Here is a 14,475-nt window from a genome sequence, read left to right on the forward strand (position 1 = left end):
GGAGTATCTCTGTCTTCTCCTCTCCTTCCCCCGGGTACCGGGCCCGGCCAGGGCGGGCCGCCGCTCGGACCTGGGCCGGCTATGACTACCGCGACGGTGGGCGCACCCTCGAAGGCGCCGCCATCCGTGTCGCCCAACGGGTTGCAGCGATCTGGCGCAACCACACGACCAGCCTCTTCCGGCGGGCACGGGTACCGTCGAGGAGGCGGCAGGGAAGGCCTACGGCGTGCCTACCGGGAGAGTTGCCGGGGTAAAGCCGGGCACCGCCCCTACTGGTCGGTACACGGTGAACACGAGAACCGTTCCGGTCTCGCCCACCCGCGCCCGCCCGCGTCCAGTGGGGCGGCGAGCAGGCCCACGGCCGGCTGACCGGCCGGGCGAGGCGGAGCCGTCGTAGTGTGCGCCGGGCGCGGGAAAGCCGCGCACAGGGGAAAGGACGGCAGCACGTCCGCGGTTCGCAGGCTGAAAGGCCAGGAGGACGCCGGTGAATACCGGGGTGCCGTGGCCGGGCCTCGTCGAGGCTCGGGCGCGGGTACCGGGGATTCAGATGAAACCGCACCGTTGGGCGGCCGACGGCCGTGAGCGTCGGTTTATTGACTTACATAACCTCGTGGCAGGCTCGGCTGGTGCTGATCCTGGCCTGGCATCGGGTCCGGGGGGGGACAGAGGGCTCGCACGGCCGGGGTGGACGGGCGGACCGGCCGGGCCATCGAGGCCGGGCGTGGTGTGGAGGAATTTCTTTCCAATATTCGCGTGAAGCTGGAGAGGCAGCGGTTCCGGCCGTTGCCGGTCCGGGAGACAAAGATTCTGAAGGGTGCCTGAAAATGGTGCCGGTCAGGGATTCCCGTGACCCGTGGCCAGGTCGTCCTGGCAGCCCTTCTCCTGGTCCTGGAGCCGATCCTGGAAGTGGCCTTCCTTCCCTCCAGCTACGGATTTCGCCCGGGCCGGCGGGCGTATGACGCGATAGCTGAGACCCACAACTTCGCCACCCAGGGATACGAGTGGATGTTCGAGGGGGACATCGAGGCCTGTTTCGACAACATCTCGCACTCGGTCGTCATGGGCCGGCTGCGGAAAAGGGTCACTGGCAGGCGCGTTCCCACGCTGGTGAAGGCGTTTCTGAAGGCTGGGATCCTCGGTGAGGATCAGGTCAGCACCGGTGGTCTGACAGCACGCAACCGGCCACGGTATGACCGGCGCGTAAACGTGTGGAGGGCCCGGTGCCCAGTAATGGGCACGCCGGGTTCGGGGGACGGCCCGGGGAGACGGGTCGGTGGAAACACCAGCACCGCGCCCCGGGCCGGTCACACCTCGCCAACAAGGCGGTCGGTGACGTCCGCCGGAGGGCCACCCACCGGATCCGCGGCCGCCGCGGCCGCGCTACCGACCCCGAATACACGATCAAAGGACTTCTCGTCCGGGGCCCCGCGGACGCTCACCCCGGTCGGCCGTAACCGGATCCTGACCACCCTGGCAACCCTCGGCGGCGAGGCCGCCTTCGAGATCGACGCCGCCTGGCGCGCGAAGAACCTCCTGCTCGAATACACAGAGCACACAGAGCACATGGCTTCAAGATTCAGAACGGGATCTCGCGCCTGATTGTCAAGGACGCCCGCAAGGTTTGGAAGAAGCGGGCTGGTTCACCCGCCGGAGATATGACTGTGACCAACGGGCGGACGCTTCAGGATCTTCCCGGCCTCTCGGGTAGGTGGAAAACCCGGCCTCTCGGGTAGGTGGAAAAGTTGCGCATAGGGCAGTAGACTACTGAATCATTATGGACACCATACATTCCTTCCGATCCCGGTGGCCCCGGACACCGAGACACCGTGGCCGTCGAGCCATGGTGACGGTGCTTGGCGCCCTCGTCATTCCATCGGCTCTGTTCCTCAGTGGCTGCGGCCAGAGCTACAAGCAGGACAACGGCGGCGCCGTGCCCGTGCCGCGGTCCAGTACCGAGAGTTTGCAAGGCACGGCACCCCGGCCGGCGCCGGCCGGGGTCATCGGCCATGTTACGAATGGCTTGGCACAGACGGCGGTCCCCAGCCCTCCCGGCGGAAAATTCTAAGAACCTGTTTAAATCTCGTCTTGACCTCGGACGCGCGCCGAGCGCCAGGGATCGGACTCCGGCGCTCGGCGTGCCAACCGGTCGACAGCCTGCTTTATCGGGGTGGGATATGGGACCGGGGTAATTCTAAAACAGCTTTTTAGGTCGGTGGCCTAGGGGATTCGCACCCCTGGGCAGGTAGAGGCAGGGTGACAGGGTGATCCCGAAGAGCCAATCCTGCAGCCGTTGACCTGTCCGTGGTCTTCCCGACGGGCTGACGAGCGGGAGTGACCCGGTCGGGTCGCGCGGGTCGAGCACATCCTCGCCCCACCTACACCACATCCGACCGAGTTACGAAACAACCTTTTATGGGATACGGGTGTTTGACGGCAAGGCCAGCGCTAGCGTCGGGCAGCGGAATGTGCGCTTTCGGTGTCGCTGGTGGGGTCCAGCCGCCGTAGTGTCTCGTCTGCGCTGTGCTCCACCCGTTGCATCGTGAGGTGCAGGATCGGCGGGGTCATCACGGTGGTGACGAGCGCCACGAGAACCACCACCGTGTAGGATGCCGTGTTCAACACGCCGAGGCGCAGCCCCACTCCGGCGACGACCAGGCCGATGACCCCGCGGGCGTTGAGCCCGGCGCCGAGCGCGAGGGCCTCCCAGTGGCCGAGCCGGCTGGCCCGGGCGCCGAGGTAGGCGCCGGCGAACTTGCCTGCGACGGCAAGCAGCAGGACCACCAGGCCGGCGGCGAGGACCGACAGGTCGGTGAGCTTGCCGAGATCGACCCGTAGCCCGGCGGTGGCGAAGAAGATCGGCGCCAGCACGGTGAGCACCACCGTCCGCAGCGGCGCGACCCGGTCGGGAGCGAAACCCCGGCTGGAACCGATGACGATGCCGGCGATGAACGCGCCGAAGACCGCCTCGAGTCTCAGCGCCTCCGTGGCCGCCGCCGCGGCCAGGATCAGTACGGTGATGGCCACGATGTGGCCACCGCCGTGGCGCGCCGTGCTGGCGTATCGAAGTGCCCTTCGGACCGTCGGAGGACCGGCTACCAGGGCGGCCAGCACGGCGCCGAGCACGCTAACCACCGGCACGGCGATGTCACTGCCACGCACGCCCGTGGTCGCCATCGCCGACATCATGGAGAGTGCGGACCACCCGGCCACGTCGTCGACTGCGGCCGCGGCCAGGGTGAGCTGGCCGACGTTGCGGTCCAGCAGGTTCATGTCGATGAGGATCTTCGCGGCTACCGGGATCGCGCTGACCCCGAGCGCGACGCCGAGGAACAGCGCGAACACCAGCCGATGGGCGCCGTCCGCGACGAGAGAGCCGGGCAGCAGCAGACCCGCCAAGACGCCGAGGCCCACCGGAACCAGCAGCCCGGCGAGGCCGACCCGGGCGGCGGTCAGACCCCGGCGCCGCATCATCTGGATGTCCATCTCTATGCCGATGAATCCGACCAGCAGAATCACGCCGAGCTGGCCGACGGCGTCGAGGAGATGGAACTGGTCGGCCCGTGCGGGCAACAGCCAGCCGGCGAAGCCAGGCGCGAGCGTGCCGAGCAGGGATGGCCCGAGGATCACGCCGGTGAGGAGTTCACCCACCACTGCCGGCATTCCCAGCCGCATTGCCGCCCGCCCGAGGAGATAAGCCAGCCCGAGCAGGACGGCGATCTGGAGCAGGAAAACGAGAAGCACATGGGACGACAGCGCGGCTACCGGGCCGGATGCGTTGACCATCACTACTCCTGGGAAGGGCAGGCGGACGTCTAAACCGACGGTGACGCCGAGCACGAGCGAGAGTGGGAGGATGAGGTAAACCGCGGGTAGGTCCGATGCGCTGCGTATATAACCGTTGCTCCCCCCGGGCCGGCGAGCGTTTCTCAGTAGATCATCGGGTCAGCCGCCAACCGCCCGCATGATGGTTTTTGCGTACGTGTCGTAGGCGTTGCCCTCGGTCAGGAGCAGACGGGGGATGACGAGCTCACATTCCAGTAGCCGCAGCACACGGTGTTCGTCCCGCAAGCCGTCAACCCGGCCGAAGATCAACGGTCCGTATCGGTTTTCCAGTGCTTCATACACACCGTACGCCCACTCACGCTCGGCTGGTGTCGGCTGGATCACTTCGTTCCGGCCACCGAACCGTTCGTGTGCCCACCAGCCGCCGTCCCGGGCGACTCTTTTGCGGACCGTGTGGCTTAACTTTCCGTCTAGGAAGACGAAGGAGAGTTCCCCCTGGGTCAGGATCGATGAAAGAAAGGGCTGGACACAGACGTGATGAGTGGACACCAGGTCACGGAGCAGGGTCTCGGGTTCCGTGTCGCAGCGTGGTGCCAGGCCCGTCGTCGACGTTGCTTTGTGGCCGTGCCGGACGAAGTGCGTTGCTGAGGTGCTCGGCCCGCTCCGTGAGACCCGGAAGGTGCGCCAGGAGCCGGCCGAGACGGTTGGCTTGATGACGACATGGTCCCATCCGGTCTGGGTCATGAGCGTGTCAATCGTCACGTCCTCGCCCCGGGAAACCCACCGGGTCGGGATCACCGCGATGCCGTCCTGTTCGAGATCTGACAGGTACCGCCGTTTGTCGAGCGTCCCGACGGCCACCCGCATCGAGTTCAGAATGGGAATCTTCCCGTCCAGCTCCAGGTAAAGTCTCCGGATCTTGTCAAGGAAGTCGGGCCGCTCGTGGAAGCCGCGGCACATTCGTAGGTTCACGCCATCGAACGCTGTCCAGTCGACGGCGTGCACGTTGTCGAGGTGAACCGCGACTGCCGTGACACCGTAGTCAGCCAGGGTAGTAACGATCTGTGGGTACTCCGCATGCTGCGAGTCCAAATGTAGGTAGGCGATCGGTCGCCCAGTGGTAACGGCTTTCATTCATCCTTCCTCAGTAAGGCCGCGCGGTTAGCGAATTCGCTGGCCGTCGCGCTGTCGCTGGGGCGGCGTACAAGCAGGCGTAGGCGTCGGACCGCCGTGTCCGCCCCGTCCCACAGATAGGCGGCGGTGAATCCGGCGAGCAGGGCGTACGGCCGCAGCCGGATCACCCACCGCAATCGGGTGTTGGCCGGCACGGGTAACCGGTCCAACCAGGTCGCGGTGCCCTCAGGTCGTAGTTCCGCGGGTTCCACCAGGTCATGAGCTGAAATATCTCGTCCCCGGTCCCCGCCGATCGCCAGCCACCACAGCTTAGGCAGCGGCGCGGTGACGTTCTGGACGCTACGGACCGTTGGTAGCTTGACACCGTGATCCAGCCGCCAGCGTGCGCGGGCAGCGAGGTTGGCCTGTAGCCGGCTCTGTATCCAATGCACGGTTTCCGGCGGCAACCACCGCCACAGCGGGGCCCGGGAGTAGAACAGCGTGGATTGGAGACGCTGCCGGACGCGGCGGTGCTTCGGGGTCTCCCGAGTGGTGTCGCCCTCGGTGTCGACGAGCCATCGGGTGAGCGCTGAACGGGTGCTGCCCACGGACCAGAAGACCATCATGTCGAGCACGTGGGACAACACGAAGAAGCGAGGGTCCGCGATCGCGGCAGTGTACTTTTCACGGACCATCGCGCGCAGCATGTGCCAGTCCTGGCGAGTGGCTCGGTTCACCCGCTCGATATACGCCCGGTCCAGGTGCCCGGAGCGGACGTCGTCCTGGACAATGTTGGCGAGATGCCAACTGGTCACCAGCGCCAGCGCGATTCCCTGGCTGTAGTAGGCGTCGATGATGCTGCCCGCGTCGCCTACCATTGCATAGCGCTGCGGGCTGACGAACGTGTCGGTCCAGTGCTGGACGTTGCGGTAGGTCCGGAACTCAAGGAGCGACTCCGGTGCGATCACCTTGTCGAGGACGGGGTGCCGCCGGATAAGATTCCAGAACTGCTCCTGCGGAGTTCGGCCGGGTGGCGCCGACCGCTGGTCGAAAGTCGCACCGACGCTGATCCGGTCCTTCGAGAGCCGGATGACCCAGATCCAGTAACCGTCCCCCCACAAATGTACGGTGTACAGGTCGCGTTGCGTATTGCGGCCGTTAGGGAAGGTATGCTTCCACTCGTCACCGAACAGACCGTCGGTCACGCCCTCGAACTGGCCCCAGACGGCCGTCGTCTGAAATCCGTCAGTCAGTTCCCGCCGCTCCGCGGCATGTCCGCGGCCACGGGCCAACAACCGGTTGCGCCCAGAACAGTCGACGACCCAGCGCGCCCGGATGATGTTACTGTTTCCGGTTGTGCCGTCAAGCCATTCCACCTGGTGCCAGTCCGCTCCCGGGGAGATCTGTATGTCGCTCACTCGGGCGGTGTCGACGAAAGTTATTCCAGCACGCCGTCGGACGGCCGCGCACATCGCATCCTCCGCTTCGGGGCGGACGATCTGCATGTCGAGGAACATGCAGCGGAACCACTTCTTGTCGGGCGCAAGATCGTAGAGATAGTGCGGCGGATGCGGGTCGGCATTGATGGCCCACTCGGTGGCGTCACGGAAGTCTGATCTGTTCTCCGTGCCGTGGGAGAACCATACACCGAGTTTCGCGAATGATTTCTCGGTGATGAATTCGTCCAGCTCGCCCACAGTGCGGAGAAAAGCACTTGTGAAGACTAGGAACGACTCTCCGACCTTGTAGCTGTGTTTCTTGTCGCGAAGGTTGTCGATCAGCGTTACTCGCAGGCCTCGTTTGGCAAGCTGAAGGGCGTTCGCCAGGCCTACGATGCCGGCACCGACTACCACGACATCAGTTTCGGAGGTCGTCCGCCGAATAGTCGGCACGCCCCCCATTGAATGGGCTTTCTCGTTGGTCATCAAATCAGGGATTTGTCGAAGTTGCAGGGGGGCGCGGGTCGGCCTCGTCTGCCGGCTGGATTTTCGCACTTGGTCTCGCATGCTTGGTCTCGCATGAAATTTACTTCGTCATAAGTGCACAGGGCTGGTGTCGACGATATCAAGGGGCTTGTGTTGGCCAGCTCGCTCACCAGCAGCTCAGTGGGCTCGACGAGGTGGACATCTCCCTCCACTCAGAGCGTCCCACACGAACTGGCGGGCTGCCCGCGCCGACGTCGGATGCGGGGGCAGCGCCATGATCAGGCTGGGGTACCGCGCCAGTCGCCGCGGCTCCGGCGCCTGGCATCCCAAGGCTGCCGGCAGTGCTGTCTGCGTTCTCGGCATGGGCACAGCCTGAGCGACGGACCGGCGTGCGGGGACGGGAGAACTACCTGTTTCACTACCTGTCCGCCCACCTGTCCGCCCCAGTTGTGTCCCCCCGCAGGTAGCGGGACGGTGTTGTATGTGTCCGGACCTGGAAGGTCGAACCTGCCGGCGGAACTGACCAGCTTCGTCGGTCGCAGACGGGAACTGGCAGAGGCATTGCGGTTGCTGTCCGGCGCCCGGTTGCTCACGCTGACCGGGCCCGGGGGGGTCGGGAAGACCCGCCTCGCCCTTCGGCTCGCGGTGGACCGGCAGCGCGCGTTCCCCGACGGTGTCTGGATCGCCGAGTTGGCCGACCTCGACGACCCGTCACTGGTCGCCGACGCGGTCGCCGAGGCGATGGGCCTGCAGCGCCTCTCCGGGCGATGGACCGCGGCGACGCTCGCCGCGCACCTTGCTCCGCGCAGGATCCTGCTCGTGCTCGACAACTGCGAGCACCTCGTGGACGCGTGTGCCCGGCTCGTCGACACCCTGCTGCGCGCGGGCCCGGGCCTGCGGGTCATCGCAACCAGCCGCCACCTGCTCGGGGTGGCCGGGGAACGGGTGCTGGGGGTGCCCCCGCTGAGGGTGCCCCCGGTGCCGGCCCCGGGCGCGGACCAGTCCGCCTTGGCTGGCGGGCTCGTCCAGTACGAGGCGGTGAGCCTGCTGGCGGAACGCGCGGCAGCGGTGCTCGGGGAATTCAGCCTCGACGAGGGCAACTGGCGGACCGTCGCGTTGCTGTGCCATCGCCTGGATGGCATCCCGCTGGCGATCGAACTGGCGGCTGCTTGGCTCCGGACACTGTCCCTGGAGCAGATCCTTGATCGGCTCGACAACCGCTACAGCCTGTTGACGCGAGGCAACAGGGCCGGGCCCCGCCGCCAGCAGACCCTGCGCGCGCTGATCGACTGGAGCTTCGGCCTGTGCAATCCCGACGAGCAGCAGATGTGGGCGTGCCTGTCGGTGTTCGCCGACGGGTTCACGTTGGAGGCGGCTGAGCAGGTGGGGGGTGCCAGGTGCCCGCCGGCAGTCGTGCTGGACGTGCTGAGCGGGCTGGTTGACAAGTCGATTCTGGTCCGTGACGACGACGAGGGGACGGTCCGGTTCCGGATGCTGGACACCATTCGCCAGTACGGCCAGGACCGCCTGCGCGAGTCCGGTCGGGAGCAGGACGTGCGCCGTCGGCATCTCGCCTACTACCGCCGGATGGCGGCCCTCGCCGACGCTCAGTGGTGCAGCCCGGCCCAACTGGACTGGATCAGGCGGATCCGGAGCGAGCAAGCGAACCTACGGGTTGCGCTGGACTTCTGCCTCACTACACCGGGCCTGGCGGAGACCGCTCTGTCCATCATGGTGGCCCTGTGGCAATACTGGGCCGCCATCGGGCTGCTCAGCGAGGCGCGTTTCTGGTTTGATCGGGGGCTGAGCAAGGCCACGGAGCCGGACGGGATCCGGGCCATCGGTCTGCAATCGGCCGCCCACGCCGCGTCCCTCCAGGGCGACATCACCGCGGCGGCGTCACTGCTGGCCGAGGCTCGCGATCTGGCCGCTAGGCTGCACGACCAGCGGGTGCTCGCACACATCGCCTGCGTCGAGGGCAGGCTCGCCGCCATCAGCGGGGACAGGCCGGCGGCGGTGGAGCGCAGTCAGGACGCCCGCCGCCGGTTCGCTGACCTCGACGAGCCGTTCGGCCTCGCCCAATCACTGCTCTATCTCGGGCTGGCCCACGGAATCCGCGAGGAACAGGACGCGGCGGCGACCGTCTTCGCGGAATGCGTGGCGTTGACCGAGCGCTTCGGTGAATACTGCTTCCGCTCGTTCGCTCTGTGCGGCCTCGGCCTGGCGGCCTGGCAGCTAGGCGAGTTGGAGCAGGCGATGGAGCACCATGCCGCGGCCATCTCCCTCAAATACGCGTTCCACGACCATGCCGGCATCGCTGTCGCGCTGGAGCAGCAGGCGTGGGTCATGGCCTCGGCCGGCCGGCACCACGAGTCCGCGGTCCTGCTCGGCGCGGCCGGGCGGATCTGGCGTGAGACCGGGGCGTCGATCGCCGCCTTCGGGCTCGCCCCGTTCCACCAGCGATGCGAGGCGTCCCTGCGACGCGTCCTAGGTCAACGGAAGCTCGAACGCGCCCTGGCGCAGGGCGCGGAACTCGACCTGGACGAGGCCGTCGCCGCGGCTACCCAGGGCACCGGGACTCCTGTCGCCCACCCCGTCGTTCCCGCCGGCGAGCCGGAGGTGCCTCTGACCCCCCGGGAGCGTCAGGTGGCGGACCTCGTCGCCCGCGGCCTGAGCAACAAGGAGATCGCGAGCTACCTGGTGATCGCCCAGCGCACGGCGGAAGGTCACGTCGAGCGCATTCTCGGCAAGCTCGGTTTCACCTCACGGGCCCAGATCATCGCGTGGGTAAAGGACAGCAGCAGGAGCCCCCAGGAACGTACGTGTGAGCCGCAGCGACATGTTGGCGAGCGCGAGCGGATCGCCCCTACCCCGCCCCCGCATCCTCATGGAGATTCTGTAGGTGGAGATTCTGTAGGCGTACAACCTCACGGGTAGTTACGGGCAGCGACTTCGCTGGCGACTGTGGATCATCGACCTCGAGCGGGCGGAGGTCGTCGTGCTGGCCTGCCAGTACCGTCCCCGGGTACAGAGGGCACCCAACCCGGTCGTGTCCATCTCATGTGGAACGTGACAACCCAGTCGAGGTCCAGGTGGAGGTTTTCCGCCTGCTGGGCTGACCGTGAGGAACCAGGGCGACGTCAAAGTAGGTGCGGCGTGGCGTCTTGAGTTTGTGGTCGGCTACTGCTAGGGGTCGGGCCGCGAAGGGCCCTGGAACGCGGCAGACGCGGCACCTACAGGAAGATCTGAGTTCTCACGCAAAGGTCTTCCAGAAGCAGGTGCCGCGTCCGTGTCTGTAGTGTCCCCCATGGTGTGGCTTGAGTGTCAGCAGGAGCAGGTCGAGGTCTCGACAGCCGCGCAGGTCGCGGGGCTGGTCGCGGTGTTGCGGCGGGTACCGGACTGGCGCGACCCGCGGGGTGTTCGCTACGAGCTCGCGCCGGTCCTGGCGTTGTGGGTCGCGGGCAATATTGCAGGTCACGACACCACCGTGGCGGTGTGGGAGTGGGCCTGCGCCCTCCCGGTCGGGGTGCTGGCCGGCCTCGGGTTCCCTCGTCGGGTGCCGTCGGAGCGCACGATCCGGCGGATCGTGGAGGAAGGCCCGCCCGGGTGGTTGGACCAGGCGCTGTCGGGCTGGACCGCCGCGGCCGCGCCCGGGCCCGCGGACCCGGGCGGCCTGGTAGCGGTGGCCTTCGACGGGACGGTGATGAAGGGCGCCCGTTCCCGCACGCCACAGGGGTCGGTGCGCCAGGAGGCGGTCGTCGAGGCCGTCCGCCACGACACCGGGGCCGCGCTCGGGCATCAACGGGTCGTGGCCGGCGACGAGATCGCCTCGGTACGGATGCTGGTCAACCGGGTGTGTGACCACAACACGCTGGTCACGACCGACTGCCTGCACGCACACGAACCCTTGGCCCGGGCGATCCGGGCGAAGGGCGGCCACTGGCTTTTCTCGATCAAGGGCAACCAGCCCACCGTGCGGGCGAAGCTGGCCAAACTGCCGTGGGACGAGTTCGGAAACCAGCACGTGACCCGGGAGAAGGCCCACGGCCGGATCGAGGAACGCGCGCTGAAGGCGTTGCCCCCCTCCGCGCCGTCCCTGGTCGGGTTCCGAGGTACCCGGCAGGTGGTCAAGCTGGCCCGGACCACCCGCCGTAAGAAGACCACGACCAGCCCGGCTGCGACCTCGACCGAGGAGTTCTACCTGGTCACGAGCCTGTCCACCGACCAGGCCAGCCCCGCGCAGCTGGCCCGGTGGGCTCGTGGCCACTGGACGGTCGAGGCCATTCACCGTGTCCGCGACCGGACCATGGACGAGGACCGCCACACCATCCGCACCAAGAACGCCGCCCTGAACTGGGCCACCGCCCGCGATACCACGATCAGCGCACTACGCCTGGCAGGCTACAAGAACATCAGACAGGCCCGCCGAGCCACCATCAGAGACCCTGGGCTCCTCCTCCAGATCATCGCCCTGACCAGCCAAAACAGACTTTGACGGAGCCCCTGGTGAGGAACGCTGATCTCCTCGGCAGCGAGAATGGCGGCGGCGAGACGCTCGGTCGTGACGGTGGCCGGTCATGAGGTCACCTCGGTCGGATCATGCGGCCGAACAGTGCGATCGCCGACGTCTGCAACTCGGCGACGCTGGGCGTGAGTCGCTGCCGCGCGGCGTCCCAGGCGGCGTCCCCAGCGGCGTCCCGAACGGCGTCCCAAGCGGCCTCCCGGGCGGCGGCCTCCTGGGCGGAGGCCCAGGCGGCGTCCCAGGCGGCGTCCCAGGCGGCCTCCCGGGCGGAGGCCCAGGCGGCCTCCTGAACGGCCCGAGCGGCGTTGCAGGCGGCGACCCAGGCGGCATCCCAGGCGGCATTCTGAACAGCGGGCCAGGCCTCCTGGGCGGCGGCCCCAGCGGCGGCCCAGGCGGCGGCCCAGGCGGCATCCCGAACAGCGGGCCAGGCGGCCTCCCGGGCGGCGACCCAGGCGGCATCCCAGGCGGCATCCCGAACAGCGGGCCAGGCGGCCGCCCGGGCGGCCGCCCGGGCTTGCGCAGCGTGCGACGCTGCATCGCGGACGATGTCACCGATCGCCGCCACATCCTCCAGGCTGGCGATCGGCCTGTGGTTGGCGAGCAGATCTGCATACGCGGTCGGCCTCGGGACCAGGCGTAGCCAGGTCGGCGTGCACACCCGGACGAGCCAATCCAGTGCCAGACACCCGCGCGCCTCGTCCAGTCCGTCGGCGGCCGTACCCATGAGTTGCGGGATGTACGGCTTGAGCTTCTGCCGCTTGTTGTTGGGCAGGACATCGTTCAGGATGCGGCCGAAAGCCCCGAGCACGGGCGAGACGCACTCGGGGTGGTCGGACCAGGGCTCGTCGGCGAGGTATGACACCGCCTCCAGGAGGCAGCTGCCCTGCTTCAAGTTGTCATGGCCGCCCTTGGCCAGGACGAGCGTGGCGAGGTCAAGCGCGCGCATCAGACTGTCACCATTCCGGGGTTCGGGCGGGGCGGGGGCGAGGGTTCGTCGCGCCATTGGTAAAGGTGCTTGGGACGCCCGCGGGACCCGCGGTCCAAGATGAGGTCGACGTAGCCGTCCTGATCGAGATCATGGAGGTACCGCTGGACCGTGGACCGGTGTCGGCCGATCTTGTCGGCGATTTCCTCCGCCGCGATCGGCTCGGACGCCGAGCGCAGCTCGACGACGATGTCCTCCATGATCTGGCGCGTCCTCCATGATCTGGCGCGAGCGGTTCCTGCGGAGGCGTAGGTGGACCACTGCGGGAACCTCCTCCCATAGATGCGGGCGGCCCTTTGCCGCCCATTCATCGGTCAGCTCTCCCGTGATGATCGGGTAGTGAGCGATTAAGTCGACTACAACCATACGGCCGCGCCGCGGGTAATGCGTGCAACTAGGCGCGCTCGTGCTCTTTTGTGCGGAAGCATTTTTTCGGCGGTGTTTTCGCGAGGTGAAATCGCAAAATCGAGATCCCATGCCCGGAGAGCGCAGAACACACAAAAAGAGAAATTCTCACGGAAAGTGTCGGCTTCCCGGATCATTCCTGCAGCTCACCGCTGTGCGATCTGCGTTCCAATCTCGATGCACAGAACACGCAAAAAGCGAACTATCCAGAAAACGTCTTGACTCCAGAATATTCGTGCAGTCTAGGGCTATGACTTCTCCAACAGGCACAACAGTGCTGTCATCGTCGCCGGCGCGCGGACTCCGATCGGCAAGTTGTCCGGAGCGCTGAAGACTTTCTCCGCCGTGGACCTCGCCGGTTTCGCGATCGAGGCTGCGTTGGCGAAAGCCGGCATCGGCGGTGAGCGGGCCGACTATGTGATCATGGGTCACGTCATCCAGGCGGGCCAGGGGCAGAACACTGCACGGCAGGCCGCCGTCCGGGGCGGTGTTCCGGTGAACGTCCCGGCGCGCACGGTGAACGCGGTGTGCCTGTCCGGCCTCGACGCGATCGTGCTGGCGGCCAGCCTCATCGCAAGCGGCGAGTACGACGTCGTCGTCGCGGGTGGCATGGAGTCGATGACGGGGGCACCGCACCTGTTGCCCTCCCTGCGCGCCGGCGTCCGCTACGGCAACGCCGTAGTTCTCGACGCCACCGTTAGCGACGCTCTCTTCTGCGCCTTCGACCGGACGGGCATGGGACCCTCCACTGAGCGACAGACGGAGGGTCAGGGCATCAGCCGAGCCGAGCAGGATGAGTTCGCCGCGCGGTCGCACCGGTGCGCCGCCGCTGCCATGAGGAACGGTCTGTTCGATGACGAGATCGTCCCGGTCGAGGTGCCCAAGTGCCGTGGCAAGCCTGTGCTGGTGACGCAGGACGAGGGCGTGCGGGGTGACACCACGGCGGAGGCGCTGGCCAGGCTGCGCCCCGCGTTCGCCCCGAACGGCACGATCACCGCCGGCTCGGCTTCCCAGATCTCCGACGGTGCCGCGACCGTCGTCGTCATGAGCCGGGTGAAGGCGAACGAGCTCAGTCTCCCCGTGCTCGCTGAGATCGGTCACCATGGCTTTGTCGCGGGCCCGGACGCCTCGCTGCTGTCCCAACCCGCGAACGCGATCGCGGCCGCGTTGCGCAAGGAGGGGCTGACCCCCGCGGACGTGAACCTCTACGAGATCAACGAGGCGTTCGCGGCGGTGGCCAAGGAGAAGCTCTCATACTGCGCGTTCCAGCGTGAGCTCGGCGTTGGTCTTCCCCTGCGCCGGGCTGGCCGGCCGGCCGATCCCTTGCCGGCCGCGGCGGCTCAGCCAGGCCGCACGCTCCCAGCACATCGCGCTGGCCCGTTCCACCCCGCTGCTCGACACAGGCCTACCGCACCCGAACCGGACGACGAGATCCTGCGAATAAGAGGACAGGTTCCCGCCCCTTCATCGCATCAGCGGCGGTCCGGCTGGCCCGCTCGTCAGGTGAGAGTGTCAAGATCGCGCCTATCTGTACTCGCAAGCCGTGATCAGATCGCCAGGGCCGTATGATCCCCTGACTCGTCCCGTGCCCCGGCCGCCCTGGAGGATGCCACGGACGGTACCGGCTCTGACCCTGCCGGTGCCGGCTCGCGGACGACCGAGCAGCGCCGGTTTAGAACTCGTACTTCTGCTTGAGCTCGGCGAGTGTGTCGACGAAGCCATCCAGGGGCGCTGTTGCGTTC

The 14,475-nt window shown here is 67.3% G+C and carries 9 protein-coding genes; 4 read left to right on the forward strand and 5 right to left on the reverse strand.

Annotated elements, in window-relative coordinates; genetic code table 11:
* Positions 1-846: 846 nt before the first annotated feature.
* Positions 847-1,599, forward strand: coding sequence for a hypothetical protein (locus AC08OV_RS19110; protein WP_476614035.1), 753 nt, complete (start codon positions 847-849; stop codon positions 1,597-1,599).
* Between the two features lie 846 nt (positions 1,600-2,445).
* On the opposite strand, the gene AC08OV_RS19115 is transcribed toward AC08OV_RS19110, so the two are convergent.
* The 3 genes from AC08OV_RS19115 to AC08OV_RS19125 form a co-directional block, all read right to left on the reverse strand.
* On the reverse strand, positions 2,446-3,783 hold the full coding sequence (locus AC08OV_RS19115; RefSeq protein ID WP_476614034.1) for a cation:proton antiporter: 1,338 nt from the start codon (positions 3,781-3,783) through the stop codon (positions 2,446-2,448).
* A gap of 159 nt (positions 3,784-3,942) precedes the next feature.
* Positions 3,943-4,917: an ATP-grasp domain-containing protein gene (locus tag AC08OV_RS19120; protein WP_476614033.1), complete on the reverse strand. Its 975-nt coding sequence runs from the start codon at positions 4,915-4,917 to the stop codon at positions 3,943-3,945.
* A complete protein-coding gene (locus AC08OV_RS19125) occupies positions 4,914-6,749 on the reverse strand; it encodes an NAD(P)/FAD-dependent oxidoreductase (RefSeq protein WP_476620054.1) in 1,836 nt (611 codons plus the stop codon). The genes AC08OV_RS19120 and AC08OV_RS19125 overlap by 4 nt, the downstream gene beginning before the upstream one ends.
* Before the next feature lie 555 nt (positions 6,750-7,304).
* Between AC08OV_RS19125 and AC08OV_RS19130 the strand changes: the two genes are divergently transcribed.
* Both AC08OV_RS19130 and AC08OV_RS19135 read left to right on the forward strand, forming a co-directional pair.
* Positions 7,305-9,758, forward strand: coding sequence for an ATP-binding protein (locus AC08OV_RS19130; RefSeq protein ID WP_476620055.1), 2,454 nt, complete (start codon positions 7,305-7,307; stop codon positions 9,756-9,758).
* 370 nt (positions 9,759-10,128) lie between these two features.
* Positions 10,129-11,316, forward strand: a complete 1,188-nt coding sequence (locus AC08OV_RS19135) for an ISAs1 family transposase (protein ID WP_476620056.1) — start codon at positions 10,129-10,131, stop codon at positions 11,314-11,316.
* An 88-nt stretch (positions 11,317-11,404) separates the two neighbouring features.
* Here AC08OV_RS19135 and AC08OV_RS19140 read toward each other — a convergent pair whose 3' ends face one another.
* Both AC08OV_RS19140 and AC08OV_RS19145 read right to left on the reverse strand, forming a co-directional pair.
* Entirely contained in the window at positions 11,405-12,289 is an 885-nt protein-coding gene (locus AC08OV_RS19140) for a hypothetical protein (RefSeq protein ID WP_476614029.1), read from the reverse strand.
* The gene (locus AC08OV_RS19145) at positions 12,289-12,528 is read right to left on the reverse strand and encodes an HTH domain-containing protein (protein WP_476614028.1); all 240 of its coding nucleotides are present in this window, start codon (positions 12,526-12,528) and stop codon (positions 12,289-12,291) included. Before AC08OV_RS19145 ends, AC08OV_RS19140 begins: the two co-directional genes overlap by 1 nt.
* Before the next feature lie 487 nt (positions 12,529-13,015).
* Between AC08OV_RS19145 and AC08OV_RS19150 the strand changes: the two genes are divergently transcribed.
* Positions 13,016-14,302 (forward strand): acetyl-CoA C-acyltransferase, encoded by a 1,287-nt coding sequence (locus AC08OV_RS19150; protein ID WP_476614036.1) that lies wholly within the window; start codon positions 13,016-13,018, stop codon positions 14,300-14,302.
* Positions 14,303-14,475: the final 173 nt, after the last annotated feature.

The organism is Frankia sp. CeTa3Moorea, assembly GCF_978021225.1.